At 54.9% G+C, this 21,112-nt stretch carries 14 protein-coding genes; 8 read left to right on the top strand and 6 right to left on the bottom strand.

Annotated elements, in window-relative coordinates; all coding sequences use genetic code 11:
- Nucleotides 1-14: 14 nt before the first annotated feature.
- The 7 genes from cmoM to C0560_RS07445 all read left to right on the top strand — a co-directional run bounded on the left by cmoM (nt 15) and on the right by C0560_RS07445 (nt 10,648).
- Complete coding sequence (cmoM, locus tag C0560_RS07415) at nt 15-794, top strand: tRNA uridine 5-oxyacetic acid(34) methyltransferase CmoM (RefSeq protein ID WP_102105759.1); 780 nt, start codon at nt 15-17, stop codon at nt 792-794.
- Between the two features lie 3 nt (nt 795-797).
- Nucleotides 798-2,120, top strand: coding sequence for a chromosome partition protein MukF (mukF, locus tag C0560_RS07420; RefSeq protein ID WP_100776988.1), 1,323 nt, complete (start codon nt 798-800; stop codon nt 2,118-2,120).
- Nucleotides 2,101-2,805 (top strand): chromosome partition protein MukE, encoded by a 705-nt coding sequence (gene mukE, locus C0560_RS07425; protein ID WP_123429151.1) that lies wholly within the window; start codon nt 2,101-2,103, stop codon nt 2,803-2,805. The genes mukF and mukE overlap by 20 nt, the downstream gene beginning before the upstream one ends.
- A complete protein-coding gene (gene mukB, locus C0560_RS07430) occupies nt 2,805-7,253 on the top strand; it encodes a chromosome partition protein MukB (RefSeq protein WP_248859917.1) in 4,449 nt (1,482 codons plus the stop codon). Before mukE ends, mukB begins: the two co-directional genes overlap by 1 nt.
- A 181-nt stretch (nt 7,254-7,434) precedes the next feature.
- Nucleotides 7,435-9,258 (top strand): L,D-transpeptidase, encoded by a 1,824-nt coding sequence (gene ldtD / locus C0560_RS07435; RefSeq protein ID WP_248859918.1) that lies wholly within the window; start codon nt 7,435-7,437, stop codon nt 9,256-9,258.
- A 175-nt stretch (nt 9,259-9,433) separates the two neighbouring features.
- Nucleotides 9,434-9,985, top strand: coding sequence for a YcbK family protein (locus tag C0560_RS07440; RefSeq protein ID WP_181827572.1), 552 nt, complete (start codon nt 9,434-9,436; stop codon nt 9,983-9,985).
- A gap of 15 nt (nt 9,986-10,000) precedes the next feature.
- The gene (locus C0560_RS07445) at nt 10,001-10,648 is read left to right on the top strand and encodes an MBL fold metallo-hydrolase (protein WP_100776983.1); all 648 of its coding nucleotides are present in this window, start codon (nt 10,001-10,003) and stop codon (nt 10,646-10,648) included.
- Between the two features lie 57 nt (nt 10,649-10,705).
- On the opposite strand, the gene C0560_RS07450 is transcribed toward C0560_RS07445, so the two are convergent.
- From C0560_RS07450 to pncB, 4 genes are all read right to left on the bottom strand, one after another.
- Nucleotides 10,706-11,896: an amino acid aminotransferase gene (locus C0560_RS07450; RefSeq protein WP_248859919.1), complete on the bottom strand. Its 1,191-nt coding sequence runs from the start codon at nt 11,894-11,896 to the stop codon at nt 10,706-10,708.
- 185 nt (nt 11,897-12,081) lie between these two features.
- Complete coding sequence (locus C0560_RS07455; RefSeq protein WP_123429149.1) at nt 12,082-13,191, bottom strand: porin; 1,110 nt, start codon at nt 13,189-13,191, stop codon at nt 12,082-12,084.
- 606 nt (nt 13,192-13,797) lie between these two features.
- The gene (gene asnS / locus C0560_RS07460; RefSeq protein WP_100776978.1) at nt 13,798-15,198 is read right to left on the bottom strand and encodes an asparagine--tRNA ligase; all 1,401 of its coding nucleotides are present in this window, start codon (nt 15,196-15,198) and stop codon (nt 13,798-13,800) included.
- A gap of 164 nt (nt 15,199-15,362) precedes the next feature.
- Nucleotides 15,363-16,565, bottom strand: a complete 1,203-nt coding sequence (gene pncB / locus C0560_RS07465; protein ID WP_248859921.1) for a nicotinate phosphoribosyltransferase — start codon at nt 16,563-16,565, stop codon at nt 15,363-15,365.
- Between the two features lie 265 nt (nt 16,566-16,830).
- Here pncB and pepN point away from each other — a divergent pair, with 265 nt between their 5' ends.
- Nucleotides 16,831-19,443: an aminopeptidase N gene (gene pepN / locus C0560_RS07470; RefSeq protein WP_248859922.1), complete on the top strand. Its 2,613-nt coding sequence runs from the start codon at nt 16,831-16,833 to the stop codon at nt 19,441-19,443.
- Between the two features lie 109 nt (nt 19,444-19,552).
- Here the strand turns inward: pepN and ssuB are convergent, their stop codons facing one another.
- Both ssuB and ssuC read right to left on the bottom strand, forming a co-directional pair.
- Complete coding sequence (gene ssuB, locus C0560_RS07475; protein WP_248859923.1) at nt 19,553-20,320, bottom strand: aliphatic sulfonates ABC transporter ATP-binding protein; 768 nt, start codon at nt 20,318-20,320, stop codon at nt 19,553-19,555.
- Nucleotides 20,317-21,108 carry an aliphatic sulfonate ABC transporter permease SsuC gene (gene ssuC / locus C0560_RS07480; RefSeq protein WP_100780699.1) on the bottom strand — a complete coding sequence of 264 codons (792 nt, stop codon included), beginning with the start codon at nt 21,106-21,108 and terminating at the stop codon, nt 20,317-20,319. The genes ssuB and ssuC overlap by 4 nt, the downstream gene beginning before the upstream one ends.
- Between the last annotated feature and the right edge of the window lie 4 nt (nt 21,109-21,112).

The following is a 21,112-nucleotide window of genomic DNA, read 5'->3' on the forward strand; positions in this document are numbered from 1 at the left end:
ATGGAACTCTCCCAATGCGGGATCGCAATTTTGATGACATCGCGGAAAAGTTTTCGCGGAACATTTACGGCACCACCAAGGGGCAGTTACGTCAGACGATCCTCTGGCAGGATCTGGATAACGTGCTGGCCACCTTTGGTGACCGAAAGTTGCGGGTACTGGATGCGGGCGGCGGTGAAGGTCAGACGGCCATTTTAATGGCGCAGCGCGGCCATCACGTCACGCTTTGCGATCTTTCTGCTGAAATGGTAGCGCGTGCGAAACGCGCGGCAGAAGAGAAAGGTGTGAGCGACAACATGCATTTTATACATTGCGCCGCTCAGGACATTGCGCAGCATTTGGAAACTCAGGTTGATCTGATATTGTTTCATGCTGTGCTGGAATGGGTCGCCGAACCTCAGGAAATGTTAAAAACTCTGTGGTCTGTGCTCACGCCCGGCGGCGCGTTGTCGCTGATGTTCTACAATGCTAACGGCCTGCTGATGCGTAACGTGCTGGTGGGCAATTTCGGCTATGTGCAACAGGGCATGTATAAAAAGAAACGGCGCACGCTTTCGCCGGATTTTCCACGCGATCCGCAGCAGGTCTATGGCTGGCTGGAAGAGATGGGGTGGGAGATTACCGGGAAAACGGGCGTCAGGGTTTTTCATGATTATCTGCGCGATAAACAAAAACAGCATGACTGTCTTGACGCTTTAACAGAAATAGAAACGCGGTATTGCCGTCAGGAACCCTTTATCAGTCTTGGGCGATATATTCACGTCATCGCGCGCAAGCCGCAGAAGCAAGGATAATTTATGAGTGAATTTTCCCAGACAGTCCCCGAACTGGTTGCCTGGGCCAGGAAAAACGATTTCTCCATCTCGCTGCCGGTAGACAGGCTCTCTTTCCTGCTGGCGGTCGCTACGCTTAACGGCGAACGCCTGGATGGAGAAATGAGCGAGGGTGAACTGGTGGACGCGTTCCGCCATGTCAGTGATGCGTTTGAGCAAACCAGCGAAACCATTAGCGTGCGTGCCAACAACGCGATCAACGAGATGGTGCGTCAACGTCTGCTGAACCGCTTTACAAGCGAGCAGGCGGAAGGAAACGCCATCTATCGTCTGACACCGCTGGGCATCGGCATTACGGACTATTACATCCGTCAGCGCGAATTCTCCACGCTGCGCCTCTCCATGCAGCTATCGATCGTGGCGGGCGAGCTTAAACGGGCGGCGGATGCTGCGGACGAAAATGGGGATGAATTCCACTGGCATCGAAATGTCTACGCGCCGCTGAAATACTCGGTGGCCGAAATTTTCGACAGTATCGATCTCACCCAGCGTCTGATGGACGAGCAGCAGCAGCAGGTGAAAGACGATATCGCACAGCTGCTGAATAAAGACTGGCGTGCGGCGATCTCAAGCTGTGAACTGCTGTTGTCTGAAACGTCCGGGACCCTGCGTGAACTGCAGGACACGCTGGAAGCCGCAGGAGATAAACTCCAGGCGAATCTGCTGCGCATCCAGGATGCGACGCTGGCGCATGATGATCTGCATTTTGTCGATCGCCTGGTATTCGATCTGCAAAGCAAACTCGATCGTATTATTAGCTGGGGCCAGCAGTCGATCGATCTCTGGATCGGCTATGACCGCCACGTGCATAAATTCATCCGTACCGCCATCGACATGGACAAGAACCGCGTGTTCGCCCAGCGTCTGCGTCAGTCGGTACAAAGCTATTTCGATGCGCCATGGGCGCTGACCTACGCCAACGCCGATCGTCTGCTGGATATGCGCGACGAAGAGATGGCACTGCGCGACGAAGAGGTCACCGGCGAACTGCCGCCGGATCTGGAGTTTGAAGAATTCAACGAAATTCGTGAGCAACTTGCCGCGATGATCGAAGAACAGCTGGCCGTCTACAAAACCAGACAAGTGCCGCTGGATCTCGGCCTCGTGGTGCGCGACTATCTGGTGCAATACCCGCGTGCGCGCCATTTTGATATCGCCCGCATCGTCGTCGACCAGGCCGTTCGCCTGGGCGTCGCGCAAGCAGATTTCACCGGACTGCCGCCGAAGTGGCAGCCGATTAACGATTACGGAGCCAAGGTACAGGCGCATGTCATTGACAAATATTGAACAAGTGATGCCAGTTAAACTGGCCCAGGCGCTGGCAAATCCGTTATTTCCGGCGCTGGACAGCCAGCTGCGTGCCGGTCGTCACATTGGTCTTGACGAGCTGGATAATCACGCTTTTCTGATGGACTTCCAGGAGTATCTGGAAGAGTTTTATACCCGTTACAACGTCGAGTTGATCCGCGCGCCAGAAGGCTTTTTCTACCTGCGCCCGCGCTCCACGACGCTGATCCCACGCTCTGTGCTGTCTGAGCTGGACATGATGGTGGGCAAAATTCTTTGCTATCTCTACCTCAGCCCGGAACGTCTGGCCAACGAAGGCATCTTCACTCAGCAAGAGCTGTATGACGAGCTGATGAGCCTCGCAGACGAAGGCAAGCTGCTTAAGCTTGTGAACAACCGTTCCACGGGGTCGGATCTTGACCGCCAGAAGTTACAGGAAAAAGTGCGGTCTTCCCTGAACCGCCTGCGCCGTCTGGGGATGGTCTGGTTTATGGGCCACGACAGCAGCAAATTCCGCATTACCGAATCCGTGTTCCGCTTTGGCGCTGATGTGCGCACTGGCGACGACCCGCGTGAAGCGCAGCTGCGCATGATCCGCGACGGTGAAGCCATGCCAATCGAAAATAATTTGCAGCTCAATGATGAGAATGAAGAGAGTCAGCCGGATAGCGGGGAGGAAGAGTAATGATTGAACGCGGTAAATTTCGTTCGCTAACGCTGGTTAACTGGAACGGTTTCTTTGCCCGAACCTTCGATCTGGATGAGCTGGTCACCACGCTCTCCGGCGGTAACGGGGCGGGTAAATCCACCACCATGGCGGCGTTCGTCACGGCGCTGATCCCTGATTTGACGCTGCTTCACTTCCGTAACACCACCGAAGCGGGTGCGACGAGCGGGTCTCGCGATAAAGGTCTGCACGGTAAGCTGAAGGCGGGCGTCTGTTATTCGGTGCTGGATGTGATCAACTCCCGCCACCAGCGTGTGGTGGTCGGTGTGCGCCTGCAACAAATTGCGGGCCGCGACCGTAAAGTCGATATCAAACCTTTCGCCATCCAGGGGCTGCCAACGTCGGTTCAACCGACGTCACTGCTGACGGAAACCCTTAACGATCGTCAGGCGCGCGTGCTGCCGCTGAATGAACTGAAAGAAAAGCTCGAAGCGATTGAAGGCGTCCAGTTTAAACAGTTCAACTCGATCACTGATTATCACTCGCTGATGTTCGATCTGGGCGTTGTCGCGCGTCGTCTGCGCACCGCGTCGGACCGCAGCAAATACTATCGCCTGATTGAAGCCTCCCTGTACGGCGGGATTTCCAGCGCCATCACCCGCTCCCTGCGCGACTACCTGTTGCCGGAAAACAGCGGCGTGCGCAAAGCCTTCCAGGATATGGAAGCGGCGCTGCGTGAAAACCGCATGACGCTGGAAGCGATTCGCGTCACCCAGTCTGACCGCGATCTGTTTAAACATCTGATCAGCGAAGCGACCAACTACGTGGCGGCGGACTACATGCGTCACGCCAACGAGCGTCGCATTCATCTGGATAAAGCGCTGGAGTACCGCCGCGAGCTGTTTACCTCCCGTAAGCAGCTGGTGGCCGAGCAGTACAAACACGTTGAGATGGCCCGCGAGCTGGGCGAACACAACGGTGCCGAAGGCGATCTGGAAGCCGATTATCAGGCGGCCAGCGATCATCTGAATCTGGTGCAAACTGCCCTGCGTCAGCAGGAGAAAATCGAGCGCTACGAAGCCGATCTCGATGAGCTGCAGATCCGTCTCGAAGAGCAAAACGAAGTGGTGGCAGAAGCCGCCGATATGCAGGAAGAGAAAGAGGCGCGCGCCGAGGCCGCCGAGCTGGAAGTGGATGAGCTGAAAAACCAGCTGGCCGACTACCAGCAGGCTCTCGATGTTCAGCAAACCCGTGCCATCCAGTACACCCAGGCATTACAGGCGCTGCAACGTGCGAAAGAGCTGTGCCACCTCCCGGATTTAACGCCGGATAGTGCCGACGAGTGGCTGGAGACCTTCCAGGCAAAAGAACAGGAAGCGACGGAGAAATTGCTCTCCCTCGATCAGAAAATGAGCGTGGCGCAGGCCGCGCACAGTCAGTTCGAACAGGCATATCAGCTGGTTGCGGCGATCAACGGCCCGCTGGCGCGCAGTGATGCCTGGGAAGTGGCGCGCGACTTGCTGCGCGATGGCGTCAATCAGCGCCATCTGGCGGAGCAGGTTCAGCCGCTGCGTATGCGTCTGAACGAGCTTGAACAGCGTCTGCGTGAACAGCAAGAGGCGGAACGCCTGCTGGCCGAATTCTGCAAGCGCCAGGGTAAGCATGTCGATATCGACGATCTGGAAACGCTGCATCAGGAGCTGGAAGCGCGTATCGCGTCTCTGTCTGATAGCGTCTCCAGCGCCAGCGAGCAGCGCATGGTTCTGCGCCAGGAGCTGGAACAGCTACAGTCGCGCACCCAGACGCTGCTGCGACGTGCGCCAGTCTGGCTGGCCGCGCAAAGCAGCCTGAACCAGCTGAGCGAGCAGTGTGGTGAAGAGTTCGAGTCTAGCTCAGAAGTAACCGAATACCTGCAACAGCTGCTTGAGCGCGAGCGCGAAGCCATTGTTGAGCGTGACGAAATCGGCGCGCGTAAAAATGCCGTCGATGAAGAGATTGAACGCTTAAGTCAGCCAGGCGGCGCGGAAGATTCGCGTCTTAATGCGCTGGCGGAACGTTTTGGTGGCGTGCTGCTGTCCGAAATTTACGACGACGTCAGCCTTGAAGATGCGCCGTATTACTCTGCGCTGTATGGCCCGTCCCGTCATGCGATCGTCGTGCCGGATTTATCGCTGATTGCCGATCAGCTGGAAGGGCTGGAAGAGTGTCCGGAAGATCTCTATTTGATCGAAGGGGATCCGCAGTCCTTCGATGATAGCGTGTTCAGCGTCGATGAGTTGGAAAAAGCGGTGGTCGTGAAAGTTGCCGATCGCCAGTGGCGTTATTCTCGCTTCCCGACGCTGCCGATCTTTGGCCGCGCCGCGCGTGAAAACCGCATCGAAAACCTGCATGCCGAACGTGAAACCCTGTCTGAACGCTTTGCGACCCTGTCGTTTGACGTGCAGAAAACCCAGCGTTTGCACCAGGCCTTCAGCCGCTTTATTGGCAGCCACGTTGCGGTTGCCTTTGAGCCGGATCCAGAAGCCGAGATCCGTAAACTCAATACCCGTCGCGGCGAACTTGAGCGCGCCCTGAGCAATCATGAAAATGATAATCAGCAGAGCCGCTTACAGTTTGAACAGGCGAAAGAGGGCGTTGCCGCCCTGAACCGTATCCTGCCGCGTCTGAATCTGCTGGGTGACGATACCCTCGCCGATCGCGTGGATGAAATTCAGGAACGCCTGGATGAAGCTCAGGAAGCCGCGCGCTTCGTCCAGCAGCACGGCAATCAGCTCGCGAAACTGGAGCCTGTGCTGTCGGTTCTGCAAAGCGATCCAGAACAGTATGAACAGCTGAAAGAAGATTATGCGTACTCCCAGCAGGTGCAGCGTGATGCGCGCCAGCAGGCGTTCGCACTGACCGAAGTGGTGCAGCGTCGCGCGTACTTTGGTTATAGCGACTCGGCAGAAATGCTGAGTGGCAACAGTGATTTGAACGAAAAACTGCGCCAGCGTCTGGAGCAGGCAGAAGCAGAACGTAGCCGCAGCCGTGATGCGCTGCGCAGTCACGCCGCACAGCTGAGTCAGTACAATCAGGTGCTGGCATCGCTGAAAAGCTCCTTCGACACCAAGAAAGAGCTGCTCACCGATCTGCATAAAGAGTTGCAGGATATCGGCGTTCGCGCGGACAGCGGGGCGGAAGAGCGCGCGCGCATTCGCCGCGATGAGTTGCACAGCCAGCTGAGCAATAACCGTTCACGCCGTCACCAGCTGGAAAAAGCCCTGACACTGTGCGAAGCGGAGATGGATAACCTGACCCGTCGCCTGCGTAAGCTTGAACGTGATTACCACGAGATGCGCGAGCAGGTCGTGACCGCCAAGGCGGGCTGGTGTGCGGTGATGCGCATGGTGAAAGACAATGGCGTCGAGCGTCGTCTGCACCGTCGCGAGCTGGCCTATCTCTCTGGCGATGAGCTGCGTTCGATGTCGGATAAAGCGTTGGGTGCTCTACGTCTTGCGGTGGCGGACAACGAACATCTGCGCGATGTGCTGCGTATGTCTGAAGATCCAAAACGTCCTGAGCGCAAAATTCAGTTCTTCGTGGCGGTTTATCAGCACCTGCGTGAACGTATTCGCCAGGACATCATTCGCACGGACGATCCGGTCGAAGCGATCGAACAGATGGAGATCGAACTGGGTCGCCTGACAGAAGAGCTGACCTCCCGCGAACAGAAGCTGGCCATCAGCTCTCGCAGCGTGGCGAACATTATTCGCAAAACGATTCAGCGCGAGCAGAACCGTATCCGGATGCTCAACCAGGGTCTGCAGAGTGTGTCGTTCGGCCAGGTGAACAGCGTTCGTCTGAACGTTAACGTCCGTGAAGCGCACGCCACGCTGCTGGATGTGCTCTCTGAGCAGCACGAGCAGCATCAGGATCTGTTTAACAGCAACCGTCTCAGCTTCTCCGAAGCGCTGGCGAAACTGTATCAGCGCCTGAATCCGCAGATTGATATGGGCCAGCGTACTCCGCAAACCATTGGTGAAGAGCTGCTGGATTACCGTAACTATCTGGAAATGGAAGTTGAGGTTAACCGTGGTTCTGACGGCTGGCTGCGTGCAGAATCCGGCGCACTCTCTACCGGGGAGGCGATCGGTACCGGGATGTCGATTCTGGTGATGGTCGTGCAGAGCTGGGAAGATGAAGCGCGCCGCCTGCGTGGCAAGGATATCTCGCCGTGTCGCCTGCTGTTCCTCGATGAGGCCGCGCGTCTGGATGCCCGTTCAATCGCAACGCTGTTCGAGCTGTGCGACCGTCTGGATATGCAGCTGATTATCGCGGCACCTGAGAACATCAGTCCGGAAAAAGGCACCACGTACAAACTGGTGCGTAAAGTGTTTAATAATACCGAACATGTTCACGTCGTGGGGCTGCGCGGTTTCGCGCCGCAGCCGCCGGAGTCGTTACCGGGTACGGCTGACGCGTCTTAACGCGTTTTGATAAAAAGGGCGGCACACAGGTGCTGCCCTTTTTATTTGCTTAACTTGCGCTCAGGGCTGCGTTATCTTTAAACTTCTTTACATAAGGCAAGGCAGTAGCGTCTATGCCTTTCTATACTGAAGAAAAGCCCCGGTGTTGTGGGCAGGTCGTAAAGCAAACAGGGGGCAAGGGATGTTGCTAAAGAAAATTCATGGTCGTCAGCTGTCCGCACTCAGTGTGTGCCTGACGTTAATATTCGCTCCACTGTTTAATGCCCAGGCTGATGAGCCTGAAGTGGTTCCTGTCGACAGTTCGGCGACGATGGGCGCACAGCCCACTTCGCTGCTGCAACCACTGGAACAATCTTCCGCGACCGCCATTATGGCAGGTATCAAAACGCTGCCTGCGGATGTGGATACGCAAGCCGTGCGCCAGCAGCTGCAATCCGGACTGCCGTCCGGCTACGCGCCCGCCTATCTTAATCAGTTGACCTTACTCTATGCCGCGCGCGAGATGAAACCGATGTGGGACGATCGCGATGCGGTGCGCGCTTTCCAGCAGCAACTGGCAGAAGTAGCTATCGCCGGTTTCCAGCCGCAGTTTACCGCGTGGGTTGAGCTTTTGACTGACCCGACGGTGACGGGGATGGCGCGCGACGTGGTTCTTTCCGATGCCATGATGGGCTATCTGCAGTTTGTGGCGGGTATTCCGGTCAATGGCAATCGCTGGCTGTACAGCGAAAAACCTTACAAGCTGGCGACACCCGCACTCTCTGTGATCAACCAGTGGCAAGTGTCGCTGGATAAGGGCACGCTTGTGCGCTTTATCGCCAGTCTGGCACCGGCCCATCCGCAATATGCCACCATGCATCAATCGTTGCTGCAACTGGTGGCGGATACACGCCCATGGCCGCAGCTGCGTGGCACCACTACGCTGCGTCCAGGACAGTGGAGCAGTGATGTTCCTGCGCTGCGCGAAATTCTTCGCCGCTCTGGAGAGGCCGATGCAGGGCCGAAAATTGCGCTGCCGGGGGATGATCCGCAAAGCGTGGTGGTCAGCCCATCAGCGCCTGTACAGAAGAAAAAATCTGCCGTTCCGGCCGATAAGCCTGCTGCCTATGACCGCGAACTGGTTGCTGCAGTAAAAGCGTTCCAGACGGCTCAGGGCCTGGGGGCTGACGGGGTCATTGGACAGTCAACGCGCGACTGGCTGAACGTATCACCGGCGCAGCGCGCAGGCGTGCTGGCCCTGAATATTCAGCGTTTACGCCTGCTTCCAGGAACCCTTTCTACCGGAATTATGGTGAACATACCGGCCTATTCGCTGGTTTATTACCAGAATGGCAGCGAAGTGCTGGCCTCCAGAGTCATTGTCGGACGACCGGATCGTAAAACGCCGATGATGAGCAGCGCGCTGAACAACGTGGTGGTGAATCCGCCGTGGAACGTCCCGCCGACGCTTGCGCGCAAAGATATTCTGCCGAAGTTGTGGAATGACCCGGGTTATCTCGAACGCCACGGTTATACGGTGATGCGTGGCTGGAACAGCAATCAGGCGATTGACCCGTATCAGGTCGACTGGTCGACGATTACGGCGTCAAACCTGCCTTTCCGCTTCCAGCAGGCTCCGGGTGAGCGTAACTCGCTTGGCCGCTATAAATTTAATATGCCAAGTTCCGATGCAATCTATCTGCACGACACGCCCAACCACAACCTGTTCCAGAAAGATACGCGCGCGCTGAGTTCTGGCTGTGTTCGCGTCAATAAAGCCTCCGAACTGGCGAATATGCTGTTGGGTGACGCAGGCTGGAACAACACGCGGATATCCGATGCGCTGAAAGAAGGGAATACGCGCTACGTGAATATTCGACAAAACATTCCGGTCAATCTTTACTATCTGACGGCGTTTGTTGGTGCTGATGGGCGTACCCAATATCGTACAGATATTTACAATTACGATCTCACCGCGCGATCTGGCGCACAAATTTTGCCAAAAGCCGAACAATTAATCAGGTAAATGAAGTAGTTCGGGAAAAATGATTGTCGTAAGTTATGGTAGAGAAGGGGCTATATCGCTGTAAGCCCCGTATCTACTGGGGTTGGGTGCCTTGACGTTGGCTGTTCTGGCGGTTATGGTGCCCTTCGTGCGCTAAGCATATTTACGATAACATTGACCTGTAGACCTGATTATCATGGACAAATTTGACGCTAATCGCCGCAAGCTGCTGGCGTTAGGTGGTGTTGCGCTGGGCGCAGCGGCCATCTTACCGACGCCAGCATTTGCCACCCTCTCGACACCACGTCCGCGTATTTTAACGCTCAACAATCTTCACACTGGTGAGACGTTAAAAGCGGAGTTTTTCGATGGCAGAGGCTATATTCAGGATGAATTAGCAAGACTCAACCATTTTTTCCGTGATTACCGCGCGAATAAAATAAAAGCCATCGACCCAGGATTATTTGATCAGCTTTTCCGCCTCCAGGGCCTGCTCGGAACCCGCAAGCCGGTGCAACTCGTTTCCGGTTATCGCTCTATTGATACCAATAACGAACTGCGCGCCCATAGCCGTGGGGTAGCCAAAAAAAGCTATCACACTAAAGGACAGGCGATGGACTTTCATATCGAAGGCGTTTCATTAGCCAATATTCGCAAAGCTGCGTTATCTATGCGCGCAGGTGGTGTAGGATATTATCCACGTAGCAACTTTGTGCATATTGATACCGGGCCAACACGGCACTGGTAATAATGAAGGAGCAGTATGAACTATCGTATTATTCCGGTGACTGCGTTCGCCCAGAACTGTTCATTAATCTGGTGTGAACAAACCAAACTGGCCGCGCTTGTCGATCCCGGCGGAGATGCTGAGAAGATCAAGCAGGAAGTCGACGCGTCCGGCGTGACGCTGATGCAGATTTTGCTGACCCATGGTCACCTCGACCATGTGGGGGCTGCGGCAGAGCTGGCACAACATTACGGTGTGCCAGTCATTGGACCGGAAAAAGAAGATGAGTTCTGGCTGCAGGGCTTGCCTGCCCAAAGCCGTATGTTTGGTCTTGATGAGTGTCAGCCTCTGACGCCCGATCGCTGGCTGAATGAAGGCGAGAGCGTTAACGTCGGAAACGTGACGCTACAGGTGTTGCATTGCCCGGGCCATACCCCGGGGCACATCGTCTTCTTTGACGATCAATCGCGTTTGCTCGTCTCGGGTGACGTGATTTTCAAAGGCGGCGTAGGACGCAGCGACTTCCCGCGCGGCGATCACGGTCAGTTGATCCAGTCGATTAAACAGAAGTTATTGCCGTTAGGTGATGATGTGACGTTTATTCCCGGCCATGGCCCACTGTCGACGCTAGGATATGAGCGGGTGCACAACCCGTTCCTGCAGGATGAAATGCCTGTCTGGTAAACTCCATTAAAAAAGCCTGCTATAAGCAGGCTTTTTTGTGCGTACTGTGTACTAATTTTACAGTACAGCGACAATCGCTTCGCACAGCGGTGCCATGTTGTCTGGCGTCATTCCCGCGACGTTCACACGTCCAGAAGCGACAGCATACACACCAAACTCTTCGCGCAGACGCAGAACCTGTTCTTTGGTCAGGCCGCTAAACGAGAACATCCCGTTCTGTTTGATGATGAAGCTGAAGTCACGATCCGCCCCTTTTTCTGCCAGCGTGTTCACAAACAGCAGACGCATGCGCTGGATGCGTTGACGCATGTCGTTCAGCTCTTGTTCCCAGATGGCGCGCAGGGCGTCATTGCTGAGGATGGTCGCTACGACAGATGCACCGTGTGCCGGTGGGTTGGAGTAGTTAGCACGAATCACCGATTTCATCTGGCTGAACGCACGATCAACGGTTTGCTCATCGGCCGCCACCAGCGTACAGGCGCCAACACGCTCATTGTACAGACCAAAGTTCTTGGAATAGGAGCTGGCGACGATAAGTTCATGATGAACAGCAGCAAAGGCGCGCAGGCCCTCTGCATCTTCTTCCAGACCGCGAGCAAAGCCCTGGTAGGCGAAGTCGAAGAGCGGCAGCCAGCCCTTTTCTACTGACAGTTTTGCCAGCTGTTCCCACTGTTCCAGCGTCGGATCGATACCGGTTGGGTTGTGGCAGCAGCCATGGAACAGCACCACGTCACCCGCCTGTGCTTCGTTCAGGCTGGAGAGCAGGCCGTCAAAGTCGAGCGTATGGTTTGCCGCGTCATAATAAGCATATTCACGCACTTCCAGCCCCGCAGAGTTAAACACGCTCTTGTGGTTCGGCCAGCTTGGGTTGCTCACCCAAACGCGCTTCACAGCGGTGTTTTTCGCGAGGAAATCCGCCGCGACGCGTAATGCGCCGGTACCGCCTGGGGTCTGGGCTGTGCGGGCACGCTTATCGCTAACGATCGTGCTGCCTTTTCCAAACAGCAGCTCCTGAGTGCAGCGACCAAATTCCGGGATACCGTCGATACCGAGGTAGTTTTTGGTGTTTTCGTTTTCCAGCAGATACTGCTCAGCTTTTTTAACGCTGGTCAGGACCGGAGTCTTGCCGGTTTCATCTTTATAGACACCAATACCCAGGTTGATTTTTCCAGGGCGGTCATCGGCACGAAACAGATCGGCCAGGCCCAGAATAGGGTCGGCAGGGGCGGCGGTAATGTTCTCAAACATGACGAGGTTCCATTGTGATTACAGAAGTGAAATCCGCTATCAGGTTAACGGTAGATTTACAAAATGCCAACCGTTTGCGACGAAAAGCGTGCGCCTTTTCAAAAGTCGCTACTTTTTGCTTTCAGCCATAAAAAAAACAGGACCGAAGTCCTGTTTTTAAGGCATTTAGCAGAGAGGGCTGCTTATTAGAACTGGTAAGTCACACCAACAGCTGCCATATCGTCGTTGCCGTTGATACCGCCGACGGATTCAGCGTATGCAGTGTCTTTGTCCAGCAGGTTGATGTAGTAGTCAGCCCACACGTTGAAGTTTTTGTTGAAGTAGTAAGTTCCGCCAACCTGGATGAATTTCGCCAGATCTGCATCGCCGCCAGAGAAAGTACCGACTGGTGACAGGTTTTTACCTTTGGTCTGAACGTAGGAGATTGCAGGGCGCAGGCCGAAGTCGAACTGGTACTGAGCAACAACTTCAAAGTTCTGAGTTTTGTTTGCGAAACCGCCGTCACCGTTAGGTCCGTCAGTACGGGTGGTGTTGCGGGTTTCAGCATAGGTAGTTGCCAGGTACAGGTTGTTAGCGTCATATTTCAGACCCACACCCCATGCTTCGGCTTTATCACCTTTACCATCAGCTTTCTGATCCAGAGTACGGTTCGCGTTGCTGTAAGATGCAATTGCACCAAAGCCTTCGCCGAAGTCATAGCCCAGAGAGTAACCTACGCCGTCACCGTTAGAGGTTTTAACGTCACTACGGTCGTTTTTACCCTGATACTGAACGCCCATGCTCAGACCATCTACCAGACCGAAGAAATCGCTGTTACGGTAAGTCAGCAGGCCGGTGCTACGGCTGGTCATGAAGTTGTCAACATAGTTGCCACCCCAAGTCATACCGGAGAAGGATGGAGCCATATCGGTGTAGGATTCAACGTCGTAAACGATACCGTAGTTACGACCGTAGTCGATGCTACCAGCGTCGCCTGCTTTCAGACCAGCGAATGCCAGACGGTTTTTGTTAGTCTGATTACCACCTTCAGCCTGGTTAGCGGTAAAGCGGTATTCCCACTGGCCGTAACCGGTCAGTTGCTCGTTGATCTGAGTTTCGCCTTTGAAACCGATCTGCGCATAAGTTGCGTCGTTGTTGTTGGTGTCATCACCGGAAGTCACGAAATCGTGTTCGGCGTTAACTTTACCGTAGAAGTCGAGCTTGTTGCCGCTTTTGTTATAGATTTCTGCAGCGTTTGCTGCACCGGCTACCAGCAGGGCAGGGATAACCACTGCCAGGATATTGCGCTTCATCATTATTTATTACCCTCATTGGTTTTTTTATGACACTCGCCACTGCCCACAATAAATTCTGTCAATAAATATTTCCGGAACTATTGATGAGAGTTTGGTGTCTTTATGTATCTGACAGGCATCTTTCCATTCATATAACCGTTTCGCTAGCCTGAAAGTGCTACAAAGATAAAGATTGAGTAACAAAAAGAAATTATGTGTAACTAAATGTGTATTATTCGGAACTTTGTGAAGCACCTCAAATTTCGGAACTGATTGCTGAATAAAAACACTAACCCATTCCTATATATATGAATTGCTTATATTTAATTTTGATAAAGGCTTTTCGTATCAACAGAAGTTAAACAATCCACTTTTTCTTATTGTATACATTAGCCATCCAGAGGGCTGTGTAAGTGGGTATTTTTTGTGCTAAAGCACGCAAAGGTAATAAGGCGCAATAAGAATGGGGTTTATTTTTTGTTCGTAGATATTTCATGGAAATAAAACGTAACAGGTGGAATATTTGGCGGGGTTGCACTTTGAAGATACTGACTTTCAACTGACATAAACTGACAGTACAGAATAAAATAACGGCCAGCAGTTGCTGGCCGTTATTAATGATGAGGATTAGAAACTGGCGTTACGCGGAGTACGTGGGAATGGAATCACGTCACGCACGTTCTGAACGCCGGTGACGTATGCAATCAGACGTTCAAAGCCCAGACCGAAGCCTGAGTGTGGCACGGTACCGTAACGGCGCAGGTCGCGATACCAGCTGTAATCCGCTGGATTAAGGCCCATCTCTTCCATACGCGCGTCCAGTACGTCCAGACGCTCTTCACGCTGAGAGCCACCGATGATTTCACCGATGCCCGGCGCCAGCACATCCATCGCCGCAACGGTCTTACCGTCTTCATTAAGGCGCATGTAGAAGGCCTTAATGTCTTTCGGATAGTTTTTCACGACCACCGGTGCTTTGAAGTGTTTCTCAGCCAGGTAGCGTTCGTGTTCAGAAGATAAATCCACGCCCCAGTAAACCGGGTTCTCGAATTTCTCACCGCATTTTTCCAGGATCGCTACCGCGTCGGTGTAATCGACCTGCGCGAAGTCCGCAGAGACGAAACGCTCCAGACGGGCAACCGCATCGCTGTCGACACGCTCGGCGAAGAATTTCATGTCGTCTGCGCGCTCTTCCAGAACCGCTTTGAAGACATACTTCAGCATCGCTTCTGCCAGGGCGGCCGCGTCATTCAGATCGGCAAACGCCACTTCCGGCTCCAGCATCCAGAACTCCGCCAGGTGGCGGCTGGTGTTGGAGTTTTCAGCACGGAAGGTTGGGCCGAAGGTGTAGATTTTTGACAGGGCGCAGGCGTAGGTTTCGCCGTTAAGCTGGCCGGATACGGTCAGGAACGCCTCTTTACCGAAGAAGTCCTGGTCGAAATCCACTTTGCCTTCTGGTGTGCGCGGCAGATTTTCCAGATCCAGCGTAGAAACGCGGAACATTTCGCCCGCACCTTCGGTATCGGACGCGGTGATCAGCGGCGTGGAGACCCAGAAGTAACCCTGCTCGTCGAAGAAGCGGTGCAGCGCTTGCGCCAGCGTGTGACGAACGCGTGCGACGGCACCAATCATGTTGGTACGCGGGCGCAGGTGAGCCACTTCACGCAGATATTCGATGCTGTGGCGTTTTGCCGCCATTGGATAGGTGTCTGGATCTTCAACCCAGCCGGTCACTTCAACAGACGTCGCCTGGATTTCGAAGCTCTGACCCTGGCCTGGAGACGCAACCACGACACCCGTCACGATAACGGAACAGCCGGTGGTCAGGCGCAGAACTTCGTCATTGTAATTGGGCAGAGAATTATTAATAACGGCCTGTACAGGATCAAAGCAGGAACCGTCATAGACGGCAAGGAAGGAGATGCCAGCTTTAGAATCTCGGCGAGTACGCACCCATCCGCGCACGGTGACTTCTTGGTCAACGGCGACGCGGCCCTGGAGTACGTCGGCTACAGGCACAACGCTCATAATATTCTCTCTGTTAATAGTCGGAAAAAATAGACACTTGTTCACCCTTATAGGGGGATATCTATGTTACCTGGCATCCGCCATCAGACAAGCAGATTTCGCAGAGAAAAGAGAGAAATTAGTAAAAATTTGGACGGGGGGCCGATAAGCCCCCCTGAAGAGGATTAACTGGCTTTCTTAATCTGTGGCAGATCGAAGGCTTTACGCAGTGCGCGCACGAAGGCTTTATCGTGGCAGATGGTTTTACCCGGGCTGTCAGAAAGCTTGGCGACCGGCTTGCCGTTACATTCCACCAGTTTGATGACGATATTCAGCGGTTTTACCTGCGGGATATCGCACGTCAGGCGGGTACCGATGCCAAAGCTGAGGTTAACCCTGGAGGAGAACTGGCGGTAAAGATCGACCGCTTTTGTCAGATCCAGATTGTCGGAAAAGACCAGCACTTTGGTGAGCGGATCGATGCCGAGCTTCTGATAATGGGCGATTGCTTTCTCACCCCATTCAACCGGATCCCCGGAGTCATGGCGCAGACCCTGATAGCGATTGGCAAATTCCGGGCCGAAATCGCGCAGGAATGCATCCATGGTAATACAGTCGGTGAGGGCAATACCCAGCTGATCTGGATACTCTTCGAGCCATGCGGCGAGCGCCGCGCGCTGGCTGGTGGCAAGATCGGGGCTTATCTGCTGATGCGCCTGGAACCACTCGTGAGCCTGTGTACCCATCGGCGTCAGATTACGGCGACGCGCCAAATCATAGTTGCTGGTCCCGACAAACCACGGCTCTTGCTGCAGACGTTCCACAATCGCCTGCTGCACTTCGCGGGAGAAACGACGGCGCGTGCCGAAATCCATCAGTCGGAAACGGGACATATCAATCGATTCTGTCATCTGGTGGAAATCAACCAGCTTGCTTTCCAGCATCGCCAGCGCCTGTTCAACGCTCGCTTCGGGAGAACGGTAGCGGTGCACAATCTCGCTAATCACCGCCAGCAGCGGCACTTCCCACATGATCACTTCACGCCACGGGCCGGCGAGGCGAATGTGCAGCCTGCCATTATTGTTGGTGACGGTAACCTGTTCAGGGTTGTAGCGAAAATCGCGCAGCCAGTTGAGATAGTCGGCTTTGAAAAAGGGGAGACCAGAGAGCCACTGGTATTCGTCGTCCTGAAGAGTCAGATGCTGCATGGCATCGACCTGTTCACGGATGGTATCAGCGTAAATACCGAGCAGGTCATCACCGCGGCAGCGAAATTCAGCCGCTACCTCTACATCATAGTAATGGTGAAAAACGGCTTGCTGCATATGCAGTTTATACGCATCGGTATCCAGCAGTGTATGCAGAACAGGGGAAGCGAATTGAGTCATAGGTGCGCAGTAGCATCCTCTCACGGGAGCGTTTAGTACAATAAACAACTATTGAAACCGCTGGAGTATACCTTGTTTAGCGATTTATTGAACCCCGATCACAACATAAGCTGCCGTTATGGTCGAGGGCATTTCGTGCCCCGTGTTATACAAATGTAGCAAAAATGGTTTTTACGCCTGAAAAGATGAACATTCTGCGTAGCGCGTTTTACACAACAGGAATAGACTGGATTCGTTATTCGACAAACGATGCATAAGGTTTTCTATGACACAACAGCCACAAGCCAAATACCGCCACGACTACCGTGCGCCGGAATACCTGATTAGCGATATCGATCTGACTTTTGACCTGGATGCCACCAAAACCGTTGTCACGGCCGTAAGCCAGGTCACACGCCAAAGTGCGACGGCTGTTCCGCTGCGTCTCGATGGCGAAGACCTGACGCTGGTCTCAGTCCACGTGAACGACGAAGCCTGGTCTGACTATAAAGAAGAAGAGAACCAGCTGGTCATCAACAATCTGCCAGAGCGTTTCTCCCTGCGCATCGTGACTGAAATCAGCCCGGCGTCCAATACGGCGCTGGAAGGCCTGTATCAGTCAGGCGTGGCGCTTTGCACCCAGTGCGAAGCCGAAGGTTTCCGCCATATTACCTGGTATCTGGACCGCCCGGACGTTCTGGCGCGTTTCACCACCAAAATTATTGCCGATAAAAAGCGTTATCCGTATCTGCTCTCCAACGGTAACCGTGTGGGGCAGGGCGAGCTGGAAAATGGCCGTCACTGGACACAGTGGCAAGATCCGTTCCCGAAACCATGCTACCTGTTTGCCCTGGTCGCGGGTGATTTCGACGTGCTGCGCGATACCTTCAAAACCCGTTCCGGTCGCGACGTCGCGCTGGAGCTGTTTGTCGATCGTGGCAACCTCGACCGCGCGCCGTGGGCGATGACGTCCCTGATTAACTCTATGAAGTGGGACGAAGAGCGTTTCGGCCTGGAGTACGATCTCGACATCTATATGATCGTCGCCGTCGACTTCTTTAATATGGGCGCGATGGAGAACAAAGGCCTGAACGTCTTTAACTCCAAATACGTGCTGGCCCGTACCGACACCGCCACCGATAAAGATTATCTCGATATCGAACGCGTGATTGGTCACGAGTATTTCCACAACTGGACCGGGAACCGCGTCACCTGCCGCGACTGGTTCCAGCTGAGCCTGAAAGAGGGCCTGACCGTGTTCCGCGATCAGGAGTTTAGCTCCGATCTGGGATCACGCGCCGTCAACCGCATCAGCAATGTGCGCACCATGCGCGGCCTGCAGTTTGCCGAAGACGCCAGCCCAATGGCGCACCCGATTCGCCCTGACAAAGTGATTGAGATGAACAACTTCTACACCCTGACGGTGTACGAGAAAGGTTCTGAAATCATTCGTATGATCCACACCCTGCTCGGCGAAGAGAACTTCCAGAAAGGGATGCAGCTCTATTTCGAACGCCACGACGGCAGCGCGGCGACGTGCGACGATTTCGTCCAGGCGATGGAAGATGCGTCCAACGTCGACCTGTCGCATTTCCGCCGCTGGTACAGCCAGGCCGGTACGCCGATCGTCAGCGTTAAAGATGACTACAATCCGGAAACCGAGCAGTACACCCTGACCATCAGCCAGCGCACGCCGCCGACGGCTGAGCAGGAAGAGAAGCACCCGCTGCACATTCCGTTCAGCATTGAGCTGTACGATAACGAAGGCAACGTGATCCCGCTGCAGAAGGGCGGTCATCCGGTGCATCACGTGCTGAACGTAACCCAGGCGGAACAGACCTTCATCTTTGATAACGTCTACTTCCAGCCGGTTCCGGCGCTGCTGTGCGAATTCTCCGCACCGGTGAAACTGGAATATAAGTGGAGCGATCAGCAGCTCACCTTCTTGATGCGTCATGCGCGCAACGATTTCTCCCGCTGGGATGCGGCGCAGAGTCTGCTGGCGACCTACATCAAACTGAACGTGAACCGTCACCAACAGGGTCAGCCGCTGTCGCTCCCGGTTCACGTTGCCGATGCGTTCCGCGCTATTCTGCTGGATGAGAAAATCGATCCGGCGCTGGCCGCAGAGATCCTGACGCTGCCGTCCGCGAGCGAAATCGCCGAGCTGTTCGAGATTATCGATCCCATCGCCATTACCGCCGTGCGTGAAGCCCTGACCCGCACGCTGGCGACCGAACTGGCCGATGAATTCCTGGCCATTTACAACGCCAACAAGCTTGACGAATACCGTGTGGAACACGCGGATATCGGCAAGCGTTCCCTGCGTAACACCTGTCTGCGCTATCTGGCATTTGGTGAAACGGAACTGGCGAACACGCTTGTCAGTAAGCAGTATCACGAAGCCGATAACATGACCGACGCCTTAGCGGCCCTGGCGGCGAGCGTGGCGGCAGAGCTGCCGTGCCGTGATGCGCTGATGCAAGAGTACGATGATAAGTGGCATCAGGACGGCCTGGTGATGGATAAGTGGTTTATCCTGCAAGCCACCAGCGCGGCGGCGGATGTGCTGAGCAAGGTACGCAATCTCCTTAAACACCGCTCTTTCACCATGAGCAACCCGAACCGCGTGCGTTCCCTGATTGGCGCGTTTGCCAGCAGCAACCCAGCGGCCTTCCATGCGGAAGACGGCAGCGGTTATCAGTTTATGGTGGAAATGCTGACTGAGCTTAACAGCCGTAACCCGCAGGTGGCATCGCGTCTGATTGAGCCGCTGATCCGCCTGAAACGCTACGACGCAGCGCGTCAGGCGAAAATGCGTGCTGCGCTTGAGCAGTTAAAAGGGCTGGAAAATCTGTCGGGCGACCTGTTCGAGAAGATTACGAAGGCGCTGGCCTGACGTTAATACCGGGTAGCACTGGTATGTAAAAACAAAACGGCAACGCAAGTTGCCGTTTTTTATGGGTTTAACCGTTTTCTGCGGGAGAGGCTTTCAAGCATTGCCTTCTTTATCCATGACGCCGGGCCTTCTCTTCAGTTGCCCCACGCTTCATCACTCTCTCCAGCACTTCTGATTCCAGCTCGGCCAGTCTTACAGAACCGAGCCGTCGTGGACGAGGAATATCCACCGCCAGATCCAGGCCGATTTTGCCTTCTTCAATTAACAGCACCCGATCCGCCATCGCCACGGCTTCACTCACATCATGCGTCACCAGCAGTACGGTAAAACCGTGCTCCTGCCACAGGGAGGCGATCAGATCCTGCATTTCGATGCGCGTCAGGGCATCAAGCGCCCCGAGCGGTTCGTCCAGCAGCAGCAGGCCTGGCCGGTGGATCAACGCGCGCGCCAGTGCCACACGCTGTTTTTGGCCGCCGGAGAGGGCAGCAGGCCACTCGTCCGCACGGTTTTCGAGGCCGACGGCGCGCAGCGCCTGACGTGCGTTATCCCGCCAGTTACCTTTCAGCCCCAGCCCCACGTTGTCGATAACCGTTTTCCACGGCAGCAGGCGCGCATCCTGAAACATCATGCGGGTATCGTCCTGAATATCCGCCAACGGCGTATTGCCCGCCAGCAATTCTCCGCCGTTCGGTGCCTCCAGCCCGGCAAGCAGCCGCAGCAGGGTGCTTTTGCCCCCGCCGCTGCGCCCGACAACCGCAACAAATTGTCCGGCAGGGACATGCAGATCCAGCGCGTTCAGGATAGTGTTATCCCCGTAGCGTTTGGTGACGCCGTTAAGCAGCAGCGGTGTCCCCTGGGTTAAACGAGCCGTATTCATGCGTTTGCCTCCTTCGTGGAATAGGCCGGGTTCCAGCGCAGCCAGCTTCGCTCAAGCCACTGGGCGCTGACGTCGGCGAGTTTGCCGAGCAGGGCGTAAAGAATGATGGCCACCACCACCACGTCGGTTTGCAGAAATTCGCGGGCGTTCATCGCCAGATAGCCGATCCCAGAGTTGGCCGAGATGGTCTCCGCCACAATCAGCGTCAGCCACATCAGACCGAGGGCGAAACGCACGCCGACCATAATCGACGGCAGCGCGCCCGGCAGGATCACGTGGACAAACAGCGCAAAGCCGGACAATCCGTAACTGCGCGCCATCTCCACCAGGCCACGGTCGATATTACGAATGCCGTGCCAGGTGTTGATGTAAATCGGGAACAGCGTGCCGAGGGCCACCAGGAAAATCTTGGCGCTCTCGTCGATGCCAAACCACAGAATCACCAGCGGGATTAATGCTAAATGCGGGACGTTACGCAGCATTTGAATTGACGTATCCAGCAAACGCTCGCCCCAGCGGGAGAGGCCGCTGATAAGCCCCAGCGTCAGGCCAATCGAGCCGCCGATTGAAAAGCCTATTAGCGCACGCCAGGAGCTGATCGCCAGATGCTGCCACAGCTCACCGCTTGAACTGAGCGACCAGAACGCCTCCACTACGCCCTCCGGAGAGGGCAGAATACGGCTCGACAACCATCCCACGGAAGAGGCGATTTGCCAGACAATCACAATGCCGACGGGCAGAAACCAGGGGGCCAGACGCAGCAGCCATTTTTGGGATGGATTTGCCATACGT

Source organism: Lelliottia sp. AC1 (assembly GCF_023278595.1).
GTDB lineage: Bacteria > Pseudomonadota > Gammaproteobacteria > Enterobacterales > Enterobacteriaceae > Enterobacter > Enterobacter nimipressuralis.

Excerpts from the sequence above, each read along its gene's own strand:
- mukE (WP_123429151.1), top strand. The coding sequence starts at position 2,101 with ATGTCATTGACAAATATTGAACAAGTGATGCCAGTTAAACTGGCCCAG.
- cmoM (WP_102105759.1), top strand. The coding sequence starts at position 15 with ATGCGGGATCGCAATTTTGATGACATCGCGGAAAAGTTTTCGCGGAAC.
- ssuB (WP_248859923.1), bottom strand. The coding sequence starts at position 20,320 with ATGAATACGGCTCGTTTAACCCAGGGGACACCGCTGCTGCTTAACGGC.
- C0560_RS07440 (WP_181827572.1), top strand. The coding sequence starts at position 9,434 with ATGGACAAATTTGACGCTAATCGCCGCAAGCTGCTGGCGTTAGGTGGT.
- ssuC (WP_100780699.1), bottom strand. The coding sequence starts at position 21,108 with ATGGCAAATCCATCCCAAAAATGGCTGCTGCGTCTGGCCCCCTGGTTT.
- C0560_RS07455 (WP_123429149.1), bottom strand. The coding sequence starts at position 13,191 with ATGATGAAGCGCAATATCCTGGCAGTGGTTATCCCTGCCCTGCTGGTA.
- pepN (WP_248859922.1), top strand. The coding sequence starts at position 16,831 with ATGACACAACAGCCACAAGCCAAATACCGCCACGACTACCGTGCGCCG.
- asnS (WP_100776978.1), bottom strand. The coding sequence starts at position 15,198 with ATGAGCGTTGTGCCTGTAGCCGACGTACTCCAGGGCCGCGTCGCCGTT.
- mukF (WP_100776988.1), top strand. The coding sequence starts at position 798 with ATGAGTGAATTTTCCCAGACAGTCCCCGAACTGGTTGCCTGGGCCAGG.
- ldtD (WP_248859918.1), top strand. The coding sequence starts at position 7,435 with ATGTTGCTAAAGAAAATTCATGGTCGTCAGCTGTCCGCACTCAGTGTG.
- C0560_RS07445 (WP_100776983.1), top strand. The coding sequence starts at position 10,001 with ATGAACTATCGTATTATTCCGGTGACTGCGTTCGCCCAGAACTGTTCA.
- mukB (WP_248859917.1), top strand. The coding sequence starts at position 2,805 with ATGATTGAACGCGGTAAATTTCGTTCGCTAACGCTGGTTAACTGGAAC.
- pncB (WP_248859921.1), bottom strand. The coding sequence starts at position 16,565 with ATGACTCAATTCGCTTCCCCTGTTCTGCATACACTGCTGGATACCGAT.
- C0560_RS07450 (WP_248859919.1), bottom strand. The coding sequence starts at position 11,896 with ATGTTTGAGAACATTACCGCCGCCCCTGCCGACCCTATTCTGGGCCTG.